Origin of the sequence: Phocoenobacter uteri (genome assembly GCF_900454895.1) — a bacterium.
In the GTDB taxonomy this organism is placed as follows: domain Bacteria; phylum Pseudomonadota; class Gammaproteobacteria; order Enterobacterales; family Pasteurellaceae; genus Phocoenobacter; species Phocoenobacter uteri.
In genome coordinates, this window is sequence record NZ_UGTA01000001.1 from 1231523 (window position 1) to 1251247 (window position 19725).

The 19725-nt window shown below is 34.4% G+C and carries 15 protein-coding genes; all 15 read right to left on the reverse strand.

What is annotated here, in order from left to right; genetic code table 11:
• Positions 1–40: 40 nt before the first annotated feature.
• The 15 genes from DYE60_RS05595 to DYE60_RS05665 all read right to left on the reverse strand — a co-directional run bounded on the left by DYE60_RS05595 (position 41) and on the right by DYE60_RS05665 (position 19584).
• Positions 41–325 carry a hypothetical protein gene (locus DYE60_RS05595; RefSeq protein WP_115315650.1) on the reverse strand — a complete coding sequence of 95 codons (285 nt, stop codon included), beginning with the start codon at positions 323–325 and terminating at the stop codon, positions 41–43.
• Between the two features lie 40 nt (positions 326–365).
• Positions 366–674 (reverse strand): hypothetical protein, encoded by a 309-nt coding sequence (locus DYE60_RS05600; RefSeq protein WP_115315651.1) that lies wholly within the window; start codon positions 672–674, stop codon positions 366–368.
• A gap of 141 nt (positions 675–815) precedes the next feature.
• A complete protein-coding gene (locus DYE60_RS05605) occupies positions 816–1103 on the reverse strand; it encodes a hypothetical protein (protein ID WP_115315652.1) in 288 nt (95 codons plus the stop codon).
• The gene (locus DYE60_RS05610) at positions 1103–1774 is read right to left on the reverse strand and encodes a hypothetical protein (protein WP_147285449.1); all 672 of its coding nucleotides are present in this window, start codon (positions 1772–1774) and stop codon (positions 1103–1105) included. The genes DYE60_RS05605 and DYE60_RS05610 overlap by 1 nt, the downstream gene beginning before the upstream one ends.
• Before the next feature lie 97 nt (positions 1775–1871).
• On the reverse strand, positions 1872–2213 hold the full coding sequence (locus DYE60_RS05615) for a hypothetical protein (RefSeq protein WP_115315654.1): 342 nt from the start codon (positions 2211–2213) through the stop codon (positions 1872–1874).
• A 3-nt stretch (positions 2214–2216) separates the two neighbouring features.
• Positions 2217–2714: a hypothetical protein gene (locus DYE60_RS05620; RefSeq protein ID WP_245942683.1), complete on the reverse strand. Its 498-nt coding sequence runs from the start codon at positions 2712–2714 to the stop codon at positions 2217–2219.
• A 5-nt stretch (positions 2715–2719) separates the two neighbouring features.
• Positions 2720–2959, reverse strand: a complete 240-nt coding sequence (locus DYE60_RS05625; RefSeq protein ID WP_115315655.1) for a hypothetical protein — start codon at positions 2957–2959, stop codon at positions 2720–2722.
• Between the two features lie 7 nt (positions 2960–2966).
• Positions 2967–3221, reverse strand: coding sequence for a hypothetical protein (locus tag DYE60_RS05630; protein ID WP_115315656.1), 255 nt, complete (start codon positions 3219–3221; stop codon positions 2967–2969).
• Positions 3222–3335: 114 nt separating this feature from the next.
• A complete protein-coding gene (locus DYE60_RS05635) occupies positions 3336–3569 on the reverse strand; it encodes a hypothetical protein (protein WP_115315657.1) in 234 nt (77 codons plus the stop codon).
• An 865-nt stretch (positions 3570–4434) separates the two neighbouring features.
• Positions 4435–4674 (reverse strand): hypothetical protein, encoded by a 240-nt coding sequence (locus tag DYE60_RS05640; protein WP_115315658.1) that lies wholly within the window; start codon positions 4672–4674, stop codon positions 4435–4437.
• Between the two features lie 74 nt (positions 4675–4748).
• Positions 4749–5123 (reverse strand): hypothetical protein, encoded by a 375-nt coding sequence (locus DYE60_RS05645; protein ID WP_115315659.1) that lies wholly within the window; start codon positions 5121–5123, stop codon positions 4749–4751.
• A gap of 16 nt (positions 5124–5139) precedes the next feature.
• Positions 5140–14763: a two-partner secretion domain-containing protein gene (locus tag DYE60_RS05650; RefSeq protein ID WP_115315660.1), complete on the reverse strand. Its 9624-nt coding sequence runs from the start codon at positions 14761–14763 to the stop codon at positions 5140–5142.
• A 58-nt stretch (positions 14764–14821) separates the two neighbouring features.
• A complete protein-coding gene (locus DYE60_RS05655) occupies positions 14822–16546 on the reverse strand; it encodes a ShlB/FhaC/HecB family hemolysin secretion/activation protein (RefSeq protein WP_115315661.1) in 1725 nt (574 codons plus the stop codon).
• A 197-nt stretch (positions 16547–16743) separates the two neighbouring features.
• A complete protein-coding gene (locus DYE60_RS05660) occupies positions 16744–18726 on the reverse strand; it encodes an exoribonuclease II (protein ID WP_115315662.1) in 1983 nt (660 codons plus the stop codon).
• A gap of 72 nt (positions 18727–18798) precedes the next feature.
• Positions 18799–19584, reverse strand: a complete 786-nt coding sequence (locus tag DYE60_RS05665; protein WP_115315663.1) for an enoyl-ACP reductase FabI — start codon at positions 19582–19584, stop codon at positions 18799–18801.
• Between the last annotated feature and the right edge of the window lie 141 nt (positions 19585–19725).

A 19725-nucleotide genomic window follows, 5' to 3' on the forward strand; every position in this document is an offset into this window, starting at 1 on the left:
TGCCGCTATCAGTTGATACCGCGATTTTAATTTTTAATTTTTAACTTTCGTCATTGGTTATTATTGGCTCAGACACTTCTCCATAATAACTACTATGGGAATAACACCACCAACAATCTCCACCTGTAGCTGGATTACCACCTAAAATCAATGGTGGACGACCCACAAAATCAGCTTTATGCGTAGCTTGTTTAACGATTGTGTCATAACCATTCTTTCCAACTTGTTTAAGATAATCTTCCACATTGGTTGCTGTACCAAAGAAACGACTTTCGACAATCGGTACATTGGTTATTCCCACATTATTAGTTCGCTGTAAACTCACGCTCTCTGTTAAACCACCACGACTGTGATTACTTTTTTCATTAAAATTCAGGCGTTCCCCTTTCTTTCATACAATGTACAAATAATCTTTCATTCCAAACACCGTTTGGAAATCCTTTCTCTGGGATTCTATTTTCTATCTTATTGGCCAGTTCTCTACAAATAAGACGATTCTTTTTCCTTAACTCTTTTTGCTCTGGAGCCTCTTTATCATAATAAATTTTCCTTTTTTTCTCAGCCTCTCTATGTGCTGATTGCACTGAATAATAACCATTCCAAAATTTTACAGCACTACATCCTTGTAATAGCAATATGTTTAATAATATATTTAGCAATAGATATCTTTTCATTATTTTTTTCCTTTAAATTGTATATTGTTATATCCAAAATAATCTCTTTCGGTAAAAGTTTATTAATCCAATTACCACTACGATTTTTTTTGATATTTACTCCAATTTTACATACTGCTCAATGCTCATACTGAAATTAGGCTACCATTCAAAAATCGGACCACCAAGTTCTTTCATACAATCATTGTAATAGACATTAAAATGCTTCTTACCTCCTCTTTTCTGTATTGTTTTTGCTCTGTCATAACAAGTATCTACATTCCTTCGATACTTTTCTCTCTCCTCCAGAGTTTTTCTAGCAAGCCAAATATCTTCTTCCTTTTGAAGTTCTTCAGCTGATTTCATCCCTCCATAATTATAGTAGTATGCAGTGTCTTTGCAGCCAAATAAAAAGAACATAAAAAATAGAATAAAAGTAATATTTTTCATTATTTATCCCCTTTAAATTTAATGCTGTCATTTTTATCCCCAATAACCTCTTTTGGTAGTGATAGATTGACGGGATTACCATTTTTACCTATTGTAGGTTTTCCCCATATTTTTATATACCTTTCATATTCAGGGTTATTAATCTTTTCCTTTCTATCATTTTCTATTTTTTTCTCAGGCACCTCCCCATAATAACTACTATGAGAATAACACCACCAACAATCTCCACCTGTAGCTGGATTAAAGCCTAGCGGACGACCCACAAAATCAGCTTTATGCGTAGCTTGTTTAACGGTTGTCTCATAACCATTTTTTCCGACTTGTTTAAGATAATCTTCCACATTGGTTGCTGTACCAAAGAAACGACTTTCGACAATCGGTACATTGGTTATTCCCACATTATTAGTTCGCTGTAAACTCACGCTCTCTGTTAAACCACCACGACTGTGATTACTCTTTTCTAATTTCAGCCCTCTACCTTTTGCATAATGATTAATTGCAACATTCGTTTTTTCCGCATTAGTAATTGGGAGAGCAGCTCCTAATTGGTCATTAACTTTGTCATAACCCGCATACATAAGCTCTGCTAAACTAGGAATACTCTCATAAGTAGGATTATTAATCACCACATATAAATTACCATTTTTTGCTGCTTCTGGATTTTGTTTCACTGCATTTAAATAAAAACATAGCGGTTAGATTTAGATCAAAAAATGCAAATTTTCACTTAAAAACACTAATATCTAACCGCTATTAACTTGAATAAAATTATCTTATAATTTCTTTAGCTGATGGATAAGGCAATCCTTTTTTTGCTCGCCACTGAACACAAAGCGGATCATCCACAGAATCAAATTCATTACAAACAGGTCCAGCTGTGTAATACCAGCCCTTAGCTTCCATACATAAGCCTTCTTTGGTTGATTTATGATATCCTTCATAAGGATCTATACCACACTCTCGCATATTTGTATTTCTTCTATCCCAATAATCACGATATTGAATATATTCATCAGATGTCCAATGTTCAGTTTCTCTAGGTGGCTTAAAACCTCCCATTGAACAGGATGCTAAATTCATCAATACCATTAATACTAATAAAACCTTCATTACTTACTCCTTTTTAAGTTGATTTGAATTATTTAATTCAAATATGGTATTCTCTGGATGCATATACAAATCTTTTTTATCTTTTCTATACCCATCTTTTATACATTGCGTCTGACCCAACCCGTAGCAGTTATGAGACGAAGATTTATCACCAAAGATATCGAGAATCATTGAGATATTTCCCTTTTTATGAGTGTTAGTATTTGTAGTACTAGGATTATTACCTATTGGGAATCCTCCAACCATATCTCCTTCGTGACTTTCAATTCTAATAGAATGCTCTTTGTTAGTTCGTTCATCTCCTAGACCTTGAAGTTGATTTAATATTTTATCTACTTGTGAAACATTTTCAGCAGGCCCCACCATTTTTATATCTGTTTTTGATAACAACGCTTTTTCTCGGTTTTCTTCTGTATTTAACTCTCTCAATGCATTACCAACCGTCATTGTGCCTCGACTATGTGAACCAATAAACAGATCCTTTTGACCATATTGTTTCATTAGATCTATTTTGTTGCTTTCATACATTTATCTATAAGTATTAACCTATCAATACGTTCACGTTCTGTTGAATGATCAGGTACAGGAAAACGCTTTTCAACTTTCTTAAAACACTTCTCAAAAAGTCTAGATTGTTCCTCTGATACTGCTCCACCGTTATTCCAAAAACGAATAACTTGATTCATACAGCCAGATAAACAAATGATACTTATAAAAATAACTATTATAAATCTAACGATATTCATACTAATTTTACTCCTTACCGCTTTGAATTTCTGGGGTTACTAATTGAGGTAATGATGGGTTTTCTCTATTTTTATCATTTATCCATTTTTCCCTAAACTCTTCGGAATATGGGTTTATAACTGGATCAGTTACTCTAGTTCCATTTTCATCAATTTTATGACCATTTTCATCTATTAGATTTTCTGCTGGAACTTCACCATAATAACTACTGTGTGAATAACAAAACCAACAAGCACCACCAGTTGTTTTATTAAATCCCATCAATCCCAAATTCCATTTATTACCTACAAAATCAGCTTGATGAACTGCTGATTTTGCCTTACTTAACCCTTTCCATTCTTTTCCATTTTTATCAGTATATTTATGCCACTACAACTATTGATTTTCTTTAGTTTTCAAACATTCATTCCAAAATTTATACCATAGCTCGCGTTGATTTTCTTCACTATAGAATTTATCTGTTTCATCATCACATATGTCATAAATTTTTCTTTTTTCATCAGACATATATGGGCCACTATTCCATAACCTCGTGGCAGTATTCATACACCCCATTAAACTAAATATTACAAATAAAAAGCATAGTAATTTTATATTTTGTTTATTCATTGTAGATTTCTCATAATTATTATAAATTAGGTTTAACTAATATAGGAAGAGATGGATTATCATTTACTTTATTATGATTTACTCCCTCTTTCCATGCTCCCTTAAAATCCTTTTTATAAGGATTTTTAATCCTATCATTAACTATTTCACCATTTTGATTAATATTATGACCATTTTCATCTTTAAGATATTTTTTAGGTACTTCTCTAAAATAACTACTATGTGAATATAAGAACCATTCAATAAATTAAAACATCACTATTTCTATAACCGTACAGGCCACCTAATGCAAGATCGGTATAGTGAGATCCTTATTATTAAAATAAAATTTCTCATATTGTCTTTTTTTATTAGATATTTTAAAACCATTTTTATCAATATTTAGCTCTCTCTTTTTTCATACCACATTGTGATGTTCGATTACTCAATTCAGCAAGCCAGTATTGTTCCAAAACTTTATAGCAGTATCCATACAACCTGATAAAGGTATAATTAAAATTAGCACAAATATCATATTAATTATTTTCATAATTTACTCCTATTGATTTTTTATAATATATGGATTTACTAAAACTGGTAATAAAGGATTATTTTTATTTATAGGCATAAAGGACATCCTTAATAGCCTCTTTTTTTTATACAATTATAATAATCATCATAATTATTTTCTTTTTGATACTTCCTACAAAATCTATATGCATCTCTTTCTTTATCAGACATTTTAAAGCCATTATTCCAAAACCAAACTACTGGATCTTAACTAGTCATACAACTAGTTAAGAAAGAAAAAGATATTACTAAAATAAAAAAATACTTCATATTATAACTCCTTAATTTTTATATTTAGTTTAGTTAAAATAATAAATCATCTACTTTTTTCCTCCTCACACTGAACTATTAACTTTATCCAATTAAGACGTTCTCTTTCGGTTGAATTTTCAGATATAGGATAATTCTTTTTTACTTCTTCGAAACAAATATGATAAAGTTCTTTTTCTTTATCAGAAATATAAGGTCCACCATTCCAAGCCCTTGTAATAGTATCCATACAACCTGATAAAGACATAATTAAAATCAGCATAACTATCATATTAATTATTTTCATAATTGACTCCTATTGATTTTTTATAATATATGGATTTACTAAAACTGGTAATGAAGGATTATTCTTATTTATAGTTATCGTTTTACATCACTTTCAATTAGCCAATTATAGTTTTTATTTAGATCTAAATATATTGGAGTATTATTGATTCTCATACAATAAACAAATATATCAGACATATTGACAACATCATTTTTGTCATATTTCTTTTTCTGTTCAAAAAGTTTAGGTGTTAATTCATCACAAAATGCCTCATTTTTCTTTCTTAACAATTTTTTATTTGGTGACTCATTATCATAAAAAATCTGCTCTTCTTTATCAAATTCTTTAGATGCATTTTCCCTAGAATAATAGCCATCCCAAAACTTAACTGCTATGCAAGAAGAACTATCAATACAACAAGATGTTAAAAAAAATACAACTAATAAAAAATAATATTTATATTTCATTTTCCTTTCATATCCTTTATTCAGGTTTAATAACTATTGGTAACGATAAATTTTTATTATTTTCATCTAAAGACCATACTTCTTTAAATTCTTTTCTATATGGGTTATTTATTTTTTTAGAGACTCTATTTCCTTTTTCATCTATAAATCTACCATTATCATCTATTAGATTTTCTGTTGGCACTTCCCCAACATAACTACTATGTGAATATAAGAACCATTTATCTTCAACTCCTCCTGTTGGTTTATTTCCACCCACTAGATATTTACTACGGAACCCAATAAGTGGTGTACGACCAACAAAATCTGTATAATGAACTGCCGACAATACTTGGCTACCCTGTTGTGAAGTTGTACCATCTGTATTCTGTACTGTATGCGTATATTTATTTACATTTGCTAATTGATTAGAATAATCTTGTACATTCGTTGCAGTACCAAAGAAGCGTGATTCACGAATTGGAATTTCTTTTAAGCCATCTCTATTAGCTTTCTGTAAGGCAACACTTGCAGTTAAACCTCCTCGACTATGATTATTAAGATCAAGCTGATAGTTATTTTGCTTCGCATAATCATAAATTTTGATATTCATTTTTTCTGCCGAAGTAAGAGGTAATCGCCCTCCAGCTAAGTCATTCGTTTTATCATAAAGAGCATAAATTAATTCAGAAACAACGTTACTCGTTGGTCTGTTGTACACAACTGCTATACCATCTTTATTTGTTTCCCATTTGTTTTGTTTAATAGCATTTTTTAAAGCATCATCTCTTGGATTTAAAATACCATTATTTGAGACGGTAATTACTCCTGTTGTATTTGACGGTGTTAATTCTGAAAGAGCAAAAATTTGTCTTTTATCTCCTATTTCAGCTTTATCTCCATATATTGGTCTCACAGTTTTACCATCATAAGATTTATTAGAACAATATAATCCATCTTGTTTGCATTTTACTTCCCAAACTTGTGCTGGTGTAGTTGCAGCTCGTATAGCAGGATCAACAGTAGTTGCTACGCCCATATAAGTTAAAGCATCACTATTTCCATAACCGTACAACCCACCCAATGCAAGATCAGTATAAAATGCAACTTTCTCTAATGTGTCCGCTTTATCATCTAAAGCCAAAGATTCTTTTGTGCTATAACCATTTTTACCTTCTACACTATTTTCTTTGCGAATTTGTACAGCCTCTTCTCTTCTTTTATCTGCTTCTTGATAGATCTTAGCTTTCACTCCTTGACGAGTTTTATCAAACTCTCGTGTAACCTCAACTTGTAACTCAACCTCACTTTGCACTGCTTTCGCATCAAAGTTATTCTCTAACCCCTTTTGATTAAGTGCTTGTTTGGTATGGTATTTTGTTTGAATACCACTTGGGTTTGTTAGCACATCTGATTGTAGGTTTTGCTGCTTAGCTTTATCTGTAATGGTGATATTTTGAGTACCAACCCCTGCTGTTGTGGTATTGCTTTGGCTATCTTTATCACTGCCATAACCAAGAGATTTACTTACGCCACCTTTACCTGCAACATCTTCTAAATGAGGGTTTTCTGTTGCCTTTCCTTGACCTAAATCTTTACCACTTACACTCACTCCACCACTAATACCAAATCCACTTGCTGAATGGTTTGCGTGATTGTCAATATTTGATGTTGTAACAGTACCAGTTACAAAACTATTTTTGCCCTCTTGTTCTGCTTTTTCTGTGGAAGTAATCAAGCCACCTTTAAGATTAGTATGTTTTTTTACATTAACTTTAAAGCCGTCATCCCCTGCAAATACACCTGCCTGTGTATTTACACTTGCATAATCAGCATTAACCTTAGATTGACTATAACTCGCACTTCCTGAAACGCCGTAGCCCACTGTCACCTGACCACTCATATTTTTTTGCTTACCTTTATAAGTCATCGTATCTTGTAGGCTTTCAATATTTAAGTCTTTCGCCTCAATACTAACACCTTTACCTACAACTTGAGCTCCTTTTAAAGTGGTATCATTTTTACTCACAATGGTGGTTTGGCTATTTTTATCTCCCACTCGGCTAGCTACCCAGCTTTGCTCATCTCCATTACCATAGCCTTTGCCATAATTACCTCCCGCTGTAACTCCCATCGCAAAACCATCAGAGCCATAACTTACTGCAACACCTGCATTCCAGCCTTGTGATTTATTACTACTACGCTCTTGGTGAGTTTGTGATTTAGCTAAAACATTCACTTCGTTCTCTGCTAGCAGTTGAGTACCTTTTATACCACTAACATCTGAACCAACAATATTGATATTTGATGTTTTATCCCCTATCGCAATAATATTGGCTTTGCCTCCTGCATTTACTTTACTTGAATTGGCAATTGTGCCTTTGGTTGAGCTTTGTTGTGTATTTTTTTGTTCACCATAGGTGATAGACACACTAACATTAGCATTTGCCATATCACCATTTGCAAGAGCCTCTGTAGCTTTAGCTGCATCTCCTATCGTTTCATAGGTACGTGCTGCATCCCAAGCTGCATTAGCCGCAGCCATTGCATTTACTCGGTCATTTTTACTTTTACCTACCTTTTCAATACTTTTTGCTGTGTTTATACCTGCCTGTATTGCTTGTAAGGCGGGAACATTTACTGCAACCGTAAGTCCTTTTTGTTCAAACGTATATTTTGAATTGGTTTCATATTTATCATCACCAGCAACAATATCTACCTGTTTGGCTTTGATAGTGACATCATCTTTGACAGAGGTAACCGTACTCACACTTTGCTTATAGTCGTTATTCGCCACAATGTTTACCTTCCCTGATAAACTGCCAACCTGACTACCTTTCGCATAGAGTTTAGCGTGGTCTGACTCTTTAGTTTCCTTACGACTTCCTATCGTAAAGCCAATCCCTCCACTTGATAATAATCCCGATTTAGTTTTCTTCTCAAAATGCTCCTCTTTCAAACTCTGTACATCTTCGCCAATATTAATATTATTTTTAGCAAGAATATCTACATCATTATCTGCAACAATAACCGCACCTTTTGCCTTGATATCATGACCAGCAACTAATGTGATTTTCTCTGCACTGAGTTCAGAACCTTTTTTCAAAATCTTATTTTTTTGGTCAAAGGTTGTATGAGTAGATTTACTAAATGTACTGCTATGTTTCGTATAATGATACTCTTCAAAATCTGATTTCCTTGTTGCACCATTTAACACTAAATCATTCTCAGCAATTGCAGTTAGTTTTGATTGCGACTCAAGCTCCGCCCCTTCTGACACAATGTTTTTACCTTTCAGAATCATATCGCCTTTGGTTTTGATATGACTGATTTCCACATCTTGCACATTCTCATTACGATAATGATTGCCATACCCCATTTTCTCATCAAAACCAACCTCCAAAGCGGTCAGATTTAGATTGTTTTTTGCAGAAATATAGCTTTGACCTTGTCCGTCATTGATGATATCTGCTCCAGTGATGTTGATATTATTCGCATTGATGTGTAATTTTCCGTCTTTGCCTTTTACGTGGAGTAAGGCTTTGCGGTCAAGAGTGGTTTGAGTACGTTTGAAACCATCTAAATCAACCTTTGTCGTCTGAGTGGTTGATCTATGAGTTAAGTTTCCTGCAACATCCAACAATAAATCACGCTCAGCCTCTATTACACCGCCAATATTTTCAACATCACCGTTGATATGAGCTTCTAATTTCTCAGCACTTAATTTGCCACTATTTTTAAGTTTATTGGCATTTAACTGAGCAAATTTACGACCGGCTATTGTACCCTCGTTAATGATTTCATTCGCATTCATTTTTAGACGATTTGCTGAAATAAGCGTACCATTACCTGTAATATCACCTTTATGTGCCATCGCATACACTTTCGGTACTAACACTTGCTCAACCTTGCCATTTGGTAACGTAATAGATTTGCTTTCGAGCCATACAATATCAGAAGTAAGCTGTGCCACCTGTGCCTCGCTTAATGCAATACCTAAGCCTAGATTAAAACGTTTTGCAAAGGTTATGCCGTTATGCATTAACGATTTATATTGTGCTTCAAAATCAGAATGGTTTCCTAAGAACTGACGCCCTGTTAAGCGGTTTATTTGCTCTCTTACTAATTTTTGCTCATAAAATCCATCACCTAAGCGTTTTTGTACATTATTTGGATCATAACGTAATGCATTAAACATATAATCACTACTTAACCATTTTTTATGGTTAGTAAACTCTGGATCAGTTTCAACAACAAAATGACTATTTGGTTTTGGATTGATTCTATACAAGCCTTGATTTGGTAAACGAGCATCCACTTCTATACTACGAATTTCTAACACAGATGGCTGTGAAACTTGTGTATTTTCCAATTTAAGTGACGTGTTTACATTAACCACATTGATATCCCTTGAAGCCTCTGAATCTTGCTTCTTGGTATCAAATTTTGATAAATCATTTAATACAACTTCATTTTGTTTTTGCGTAATATTGTTTTGTTTTTTAACATCAATATAGTCTTTATAAGTCGTTGGGTTTGTATGATCTTTTGTTAGGAAAAGATTCATATCTTTATGAGTTTCATTGATACGTTTTAAAGGTCCATAATTTGATGATCTTCTTTCGTGATAACGCTTGACCCCACCTCTCCATTTAGAATAAGACCAATTTCTTGAACCTAGTTCAATATCTTGACGAATGGCTTCTTCATCATCTCTATTTTCTATGCGTCCCTGACCTGATTGTGTTAACTTATTACCAGCAATTACAATACTTTTATCATTTAAAAATTGCTTTGAATTATAATAAATATCTTTTCCTGCTAGTATTTGTCCAGGTAAACTCGCAAGCGTCATTGTTTCTTTGACGACCTCTTTATTGACCCAAATATTCCAATAACGATAATACTCTTCTCCATAAATCCATTTATTATGTTGTGAAATTTTCTTACTTAATTCTTTAAGTTTATTACCATTCTTATTTGTCCAATCCAATATTGGTTTAAATTTCTCAAATTCCTTTTGAAGTGTTACAGCCTTATTATATTCTGCCTTATCTAGATTATACTGAGCTAATCTTAGCTGAAATGATTCATCTGTTTCTGTAAGTTTTTTTAATGGCTTAATTGGTTTAGTCGGCATAATTGGAGGTGTTAAATTTTCCTCTAGTTCATCTAGTTGCTCATCACTTAAATTGTCGACATCAATACCTGTTTTTTTCAAATACTCTTTTATATCGATATTGGGTTCTTCTGGTCGCTCAGTATCTGGTGGTGTAATATTAAAATATGTCCATATAGGATTATCTTTAGTATAAATACTCGCCTCAATTACTTTACAACTACTTGAATCATTATCATCTTGGCATTTGACCGTATTTGGCTCAGCTAATAGTGTATTTGATCTTATTTGATCGATATTAGTAATAAGAGCAGGCTCTTTAGCATTCACATTTTCAACCCATTTACCAGCTCTACTAAACCCAGCCCAATAGAGTTTATCTGTGTTAATATAATTTAATTTCCCATTATTATAAGGCTCACTACCTGTTGCTATGCCCTGCGGTAAAATATAATACTTGCTCACATCTTTACTGCTAGTTTCTAATAACTTACCCAAATAATGCTCATTACTGTTTGTAATATCATCAATATGCAATCCTACTGAACCAACTGCCTCAATAATACTACTTTTATTTTTCAGAGTTTCAGCCTTACCTTCGGCTTGGTCATTCACATTTAAACTACGACCAAAGACAATATCGCCCTCACTATAAATAGTTGAGCCACCTTTCTTATCAGGATTATAAAGCGTGGTATCATTGATAATCTCTTTTCCTGCTATATCTAAACGTTTTCTTGCTGCAATGGTCGCTGATTTATCTTCACCATTAACACTTTCATCTTGATTTAAGATATTTTCAGCACCTAAAGCCATATAATCCCCATAAATTCGACCTGTACCTAAGTTGTGAATTGTCTTCGCTTTGATGACTGTTTTAGATTGATTATTTTCTGAAAAACTATTGATCAACCCTCTATTTGTTACTTTATTCTGAGCCGTAATTCGGGTTTCTTCACTGCTAATTTTTCCCTCAGCAATATTTTCAATATTACTCGCGTTTAAAATCAAACGGTTATTTGCGGATAATTTTTTACTATTGGTTATATCACCTTGTGTCACAATACTTAGGTTGTTTTTTGCATTGATATCTTGCTCGCTCACAACATCATCTTTTAATTTAATGGAAAGGTTCTTAGCTTCCAAATGCCCATTCATAGAAAGATGTTTAGCACTGATATCCAGATTATTTTGAGCTTGCATTTTACCTTTGTGGTTGTTGATCTCTAGATTAGTATCAAACCCTTCAATGGTTAAATCCTGCCAACCTAATATTTCTCCTGATTGGTTATCAAGTATTTTCGATATAATTAACTCGCCTTGTTTTTGAATATAAACACCACCCTTGTTATTATTCAATTTTAAGGCATTTAACTCGAGGCTTTCAGCAATTATGCCTTGTGCTAATTGACTTGCCGTTGCAACCGTATTTTGATTATTTATGTTATTAGTGGTAATAGCTAACGTTTTTCCTGCTTCAATCAATGAACCTTGTTCAACCACTCTATTATTGATAATATTTTCCTGAATAGTTAACGTATTATCTTTCCCTGATTGAATAAATCCACTCTGGTTATTAAGCTGTTTTGCTTTTACTGAAAGATTACCCAATGCTTGTATTTTTCCAGCTTGAGAATTATCAATCATTGAATGAATAGCGGTGATATTATTATCATTATTTGCAAATAATTTTCCTTGAGTATTTATTAGATTTCCACTCGTTAAACTAAGGTTTTCTCCTGCAATAATTTCGCCTTGTTGGTTATTTAAGGCTTGAGATTGTGCATTTAAATCAATATGACCTTGCTGTGTATAAATAATACCTGATTGATTGTTTATCCCTTTTGCCAATAGATCGATATTATTTTTTGCCTCAATGCGACCTTTAGTATTATCAAATTTTTGTTGAGCTTTAATATCTACATTTTTATCTGCTGAACCAATATATCCCTGTTGGTTATCAATAGCTTTTGTGATTAGCGTAACATTCTCATTAGCTTTAATAATCCCTGTCAAATTATCCAATTCACCACTATTTACCGTCAAACCACCTTTCGCTCCAATCTGCCCCTGTGTATTATTTAATGCTTGTTGGTGTGTGTTGATATTAACCGCTTGTGTTTTACTGCTAATCACGCCTTGAGTATTATCTAATTGTTGGGAAGAGAGTGTGATATCCTTATTCGCTAAAATCGCACTAGCTTTATTTGATAAATCTTGCTGGGTAGCGATATCAATCTTGTTTCCCAAAATTTGACTGCTATTTTCAGATTGTAATCGCTTCGCTTGAATAGTTAATTCACCCGCCTTAACTACACCCTTTTGTTGCGATAAATTATTTGAAAGGGTGAGTATCGCATCGTGATTCGCACTAATCTCACCTTGGTGATTCACTATATTTTTTGCATTAACATTAAAGCTATCTTCAGTTTGGATTTTTCCTTGTGTATTCTCAATCTCGGTCGCTATAATGTCTTGGTTACCCTTACTTGCAATACGTCCTTGTTGATTTGCGATTGTTGCTGTTTTTAAGTTGATTTTCCCCTGTGCCACAATCCCTTTTTCTAAGGTCTCTTTATTACTAAGGAGCTTTCCATTAGTATTTAAGGCTAAATTTTGATTGGTTTGAATTAGCCCTTTATCGTTATTTAACCCATCTGAATCGATACTTAAATCTTCTTTTGAAGCAATAACCCCTTCCGTCGAATCTAGTTTTCCTGAAACCTTAATACTAAACTGCTTATCGCTTAACAATGTTCCTTTTGTGTTTTCAAGCTGTTTGGTGTTAACCTCAAAATTACCCTGTGTACTGATATACCCTGCATTATTTTTTATGCTATCAGCTGTTAAATTAAAATCAGCGTTACCTGTTTGCTCCCAAACGGCATTTTGTGTATTAAGATTTTGTTGAGATACCGTAATTTTCTTCGCTTTTAAATGGCTATGTTGAGTTGAAAGGGTTTTAGGTATCGTTAAATCGACATTATTTTTTGCGGTAATTTTTGCTGAATTCGCATCAATATTATCTTTTGTCGCTGTTACTTTGACATCATAACCACTGCTTTGGCTATGATCTAAATTAACCGCTGTTGCATTAACCTCTAATTTTCCAGATGCAATATTTTTTCCCTGCAATGTAGCAGTTTCTTTGGTGTGAACCGTGATGTTTTGACCTGTTTCACTTTGCGTTTCTAATTGACGATTTTCACCTTTTTGAGTTTGTGTAATCTCAACACCTGAGGCTAAAATTGAAGAAGTGGTTGCATTCACTTTTTGAGCTGCATAGTCAATATTTTTATGGGCGATAGTTTCACCTTGTTGCGTAATATTTTTATCCGCTTTGATTTTAATATTGCCTTTTTGAGCAATGATAGAGCCATCTTGTTTTAAAGCACCTTTGGTTTTTATAAGAATGTCATTCTGCTTCGCTTCAATTTTCCCTGTGTTTTCTACATCATCACTTGCTTTTGATGTAATACCTTGATTTGCATTGATTATGCCTGAATTGATAATTTTACCATTCACATCAATCGCAACTTCACCAACACCTGCACCAATATGCCCTACGTTGCGAACACCTAACCCTTGCTCTGTACCGACTAAATGAATTTGCCCTGCATACATTCCACCTAACTCGCTCACATCAACCGAATATTGAGAAGAGGTTGATGAAGTAAGCGGTGATTTTTTGTGAATAATTTGCAAATTTTCATCTAAATCTGACCGCTTAATCGTATTATTCCCCGTTACCACAGCCAGTTTTTTCTTCGTCCAAATACCTGCGTTAATTTTTGCTTTTTGCGATAAAATCTCCGTGTAATCTACCTGACTATTATCTAAACCTTTGCCTGAAATCAATACTGTGCCTTGCTCAACATTAACGCTCTCAATTTGTCCATCTCTGATTTGTGGCTTACCGGTCGTTAACGTGACCTGATTGGAATTAAGAATCCCACAACCTTGACAGCTGATACCGGACGGATTCGCAATAATCACATCCGCTTTCTGCCCAGCCACTTCCACATACCCTTTCATCAAACTTGGGTTATTGGAATTGACTTCATTTAAAATAACTTTTGCCTCTCCACGAGCCAAATAAGGGTTGCCTTGCACATAGCCACCTAATTTAGTCTGCGTTGTTTTACGGCTATTATTTAAAATCGCCCCTTTAGTATCCACATCAAATTGAGTATATTTATTGTGAGAAAGCCCTTTTGCATTTGGGGTTTGGATATTAACTTGTGGGAGCCCATTTGCCGTCTGCAATACAATTGGTTGCGTATTTTTAGGTGCGGTATTATCTGCTTTGATAATAAGCGTGTCGGCAAAAGAAGAAGATACAAAACCTAACGCACAGAATAAACTAAAACAAAGAGGCTTAATACAAGCGGTAATATTTTGAACAAGATTTACCAATTTATTTTTTCGCTTACACTGTGGCGAATTTGCCGACGATTTGCTCTCTGCCTTTGTGATTTCAGACACCACAACCAAACAGTTTAACGTTTTACTAAAAATAATTCTGTAACAATGCTTGTTCATAACTCGTTCCTTTGTTTAATTCAACGCAAATGAAGTGAAAAAATAATTCACTTCATTTTTAAAATTGATAACTTAAATTAAATCCTGCGACCACATCAGAGGTTCTAAATCCTTTCGGCATATGCAAAGGTACACCAAAAAATAAGTCGTAATTGATTCCCCATTGAGCACCTTTCATTCCTAATACTGCCCCAGAAAGTTCATTGCCCAATGAATCAGATTGTTGTTGATACACTTTGCCATAATCCACGCCAAAATAAGCTTGTCTCGCTGGATTGATTAACCAAGAAATATCATTTTGTACCGTCCAACCTCGATTGCCTGATAATGTCACTTCGCCATTAAATCCTCGAACGGTATAACGTCCGCCAATACTAAAACGATCCTGTGATGTTAAAGGCGTGCGGTTATATTGCCCATTAAATTTCAAACTGTGTTGCCAGCTACTTTCCGCAATATTAAACGGGGTAGTTAAAGAGACATTTGCTGAGATAAGTTTGAAACGAGATGTACCTTCATTAAATAATTCTTCTGGTGCGGCTTCTGCATTAAATGCCCCCGTGCCTCGTTTATAGCTCAAACCAAAATCTAAAGTGGAATGTTTAAAATATTCTTTGTGTTTAAGTCCCACTTGCCAACCCGCTGTATTACGATGTTGTACTTCTATTTTTTCATCATCAATAAAGGAGTCAGATTCTCTTATCCAAATTCCACCCCATAGGCTCGTTTTACGTTGGTTATCACGATATAGCGTATAAGATGCAGTTGCTTTTTGCGTGTTGCTCTCGCCAGAATAAATATAGTTTTGAAATGCCCCAAAGACCTCTTGATGATATTTATTTTTTGATTGGTCTAAACTGAATAACCAATAGCCAACAGGAAATGAATAGTGAAAGCTAAAATTCTGAGTACCTCGTTTGCCATTATCATCCTCTTTTGTTTTTAAACTATGCGTTAGGCTGGTATAAAATAGATCATTTGCGGTAAAAAGATTGTCAACAGAAAAAGTCGCTGAGCCTTGAAATTTACCCGTTGAAGTAGAACCACTATCGTCTAAGCCTAAGGTTAAACGAAATGGAAAATGTTGCGTGTAGCTAATTTTTAAATCACTTTCGCCCACATCACTCGTTCCTTGAGCTGGTAAAATTTCAATATTCGCCTGAGCTGTTGGCACGCGTTTTAAATTTTCAAGGGATTGCTCAATATCTCGTACATTTAATACATCCCCTGATTTCAACGCTATCGCCGACCAAGCAGATAATGTTGAAAATCTCGCTATTTTTGAGTGATCTTCAACAATAAAATGGCGGACTTTTCCTTTAATAACCGTTAACGCCAATATTCCAGAGTGTAAATCCTGCTCTGTTGCCACAACTCTTGATGTAATAAACCCTTTTTCAAGAATTTTATTTTGCAATTGTTTCATTACAATATTTAGCCCCTCGCCCCCTAAACAATGCGGAAATGAGAGTTTTAAATCTTTAAAAGTTGCTTGAAGTAATGGGGTAAATTGAGAAGATGTTTTTGAAGAGGAATAGTCGGTTAAAGTAATTTTATGTATTGGATAACAAGGATATTCTTGATGAGGTAAAGTTAATTTATTGGATTGAATATCAAACTTCACATCTTGCTGTGTATTGAGTTTTTGCTCCCGAATTTTATCTTGTAATAACTGACGTTGTTGATTCTGAGTATCAATTTTCTGAATAGAAATATCTGACGTATTCGCAAAAGCAAAAGAAATAGATAATGGTAAAAGAAGAGTGACAGAAAAAGATCGCATAAAAAATCCTATTGATGCAAATAAATTCTAGTTTGGGAAGTTTATTTTAAGTCATAGGCGTTGGCAATATATATTTTCAATTATTTTAAAGAATAAAAAACCACCATCTAAGTCAGGTCTAATATAAACACTTAACCTACGTGGTGGTAATTCACAAATATAAATTTAAAAATGCTTTTCAGATTATCGGTAAAAAATTACTGAACAATATTCCCAATAATACTTCTTGTCTCCATACGCACTTGGGTTAATTTCACTTTAACGCTTTGCCCTACTTGGTAAGTTTTTTCATCTTTAATATAAAGTGCTAGCTCTTCAGTGCGGAAATTCATTTCATCTTTATTAGGGTGTAAAGTTGAGTTTGGCACAAAAATCATCGCACCGTTTTCAATGACTTTCACACGCAATCCACCACGAGAAACATCAACGATTTCTGCATCAAATTCCATATTTTTCTCAACCATTGGTTCAAGATAACGGGCATATAACCAATCTGAAATATCTCGCTCTACCATTCGGTTTTGTTTACGTGCTTCTTGTAAACGCATCAAAATATCTTCTTCGACAAGCTGTGTCGGCTGTTGTGCTAAGGTTTGTTTGATTAAACGATGATTCACCATATCGCCATATTTTCTGATTGGCGATGTCCAAGTAGCATAATGAGTAATCCCTAAACCAAAATGTGGTGCCACTTGATTTTTAAATTCTGCAAAAGTCAGATAACGGCGTAAACGTAATTCTAAAAAGCTCTCATCGTGTTGGTCAATATCACGACGCATTTCACAGTAACCTTCAAGGGTTGCTAAACGCTCAACGCTATAACGTGCTTCTAATTCTTCATTATTTTCAGGCGTACCTAAGGTGGCAATTAAAAACTCTTTAGCAAGTTTGTAATTTTTAGGATCAAAACCTAAATGGGTGTTAAAAATCCCTGTTTTTGCATTTTTTTCTAAATATTTACCCGCTTCAATATTAGCAATGATCATTGATTCTTCAATCATTTGATTCGCAATACGACGAGGTTCAAGGTGGATGTCCACCACATCACCCTGCTCATTTAATTCAAAGGCATAATCACCTTGCTCTTTGAAAATTAAGGCATTTTTTTCACGCCACTGCATTCTGGCTTGGGTAAATTGGTGTAACCAGTCAATTTGTTGTTTAATTACTTCATTTTCAGGTTGCCACGCATTTTCTTGCTGTTCTAAATAATCAGATACGTTGTCATACACTAATTTAGCTTTTGATTTAACCCACGCAAGGGTAAATACAGTTTCCGCTGTAACGTTGCCTTCTAAATCCGTAATAATCTCACCCACTAACGCAGGACGTTTTTCATCTGCCACTAATGAACATAAATCATCAGACAGTTCACGAGGTAACATTGGCACGTTAAAACCCGGTAAATAGTTGGTAAAACAACGCTGACGTGCTTCTTTTTCAAGGCTTGAATCTTGTGGGATATAGGCTGTTGGGTCGGCAATCGCTACCATTAAATGCCAGCCTGTTTGCGTGCCATTGTCTAAAATTGGCTCAATACACAACGCATCATCCATATCTTTGGTGGTTGCGGAGTCGATAGTCGTAAAATCTAAGTGAGTTAAATCTTTACGCTCAATTTCATCTTGTAACTCATAACTATCCAATCCTTTTACCGCTTCACGAGGTTGTTCGTGTTTTGCTAGGCTTACCCACCAAGGTGCGTAATGATCGTCCGCCTCACAAATTAATTGGGTTACTTGTGCAAATAAAAAGCGATCATCTCGTAATGGGTGTGTTTTTAACTCTGCCACAACCCAATCATTTTCCTGCAATTTTTGTGTCACTTTTTTATTGTTTACATTTGCAGAAATGAGATTTTTCACATTTGGATGATCGACCGCAAGTTGTAAACGCCCCTCACGATTAAATTTAACCCTTGCAACAAAACGCGTCAGCATAGGCTCAATCAATTCTTCAACATCAACACGTTCTTTATCACCATCAACCACAACTGAGGCTTTGACTTTATCTCCGTGCATGACTTTTTTCATTTCTTGTGGCGGAATAAAGTAACTTTTTTTGTCACATTCTAAAAAGCCATAGCTTTTATCTGTTGCTTTAACAAAGCCTTCCACGAAGGTTTTATTTGAATGAATTTGTTGTTTTAATTGTGCTAAGAGAGGATTATCTTGGAACATAAGTTTCCTTAAATTAATGATATATAACGAAAAGACAGGGCATGCCCTGTCTCTACGCGTATTAAATGATGATTATTCGCCTAAATTTGACATTGCTGTTGTGCTAAAACCAGCATCAACGTGTAAAATTTCGCCTGTTACACCAGAGGCTAAATCAGAACATAAGAACGCTGCTGAATTACCCACATCTTCAATGGTTACAGTACGTTTTAACGGTGCTGATTTTTCAAAAGTAGTCAGCATTTTTTTGAAGTCCTTAATGCCAGACGCTGCAAGAGTACGGATAGGTCCTGCTGAAATCGCATTCACACGAATACCTTCGCCACCTAAATCTGCTGCCATTACACGCGTGCTTGCTTCTAATGACGCTTTTGCTAAACACATTACATTATAGTTAGGAATTGAACGCTCTGCCCCTAAATAAGAAAGTGTTAATAATGCTGAATTTGGATTTAACATCGGACGAGCCACTTGTGCCATCGCCACAAAACTATACGCACTGATATCGTGAGCAATTCTAAAGCCATCACGCGTTGCCGCATTAACATAATCGCCGTCTAATTGATCCGCTGGTGCAAAACCGATAGCGTGAACAAAACCGTCAAATTTATCCCAATGTTTATTTAATTCCGTAAAACACTCTTTGATATTTTCATCACTTGCTACGTCTAATGGCAATACAATTTTTGCCCCAAATTCTTCCGCAAATTTTTCCACACGAGGTTTCAATTTATCGTTTAAATAAGTGAATGCTAACTCTGCCCCTTCACGTGCAAAAGCTTGTGCAATACCATAAGCAATAGAGCGATTACTCGCTAACCCTGTGATTAAAATACGTTTACCTGCTAAAAAACCCATATTATTTCCTTAAAATTAATTTATAGTCGGAGAAAAATTATTTACCTAACATCAAGCTCTCTCAAAGTACGATTGTACGACCTTGCTCGCTCTCCCTATGATAAAATTATTTTCTTAACTATTTTGTGTAAAATATTTTTG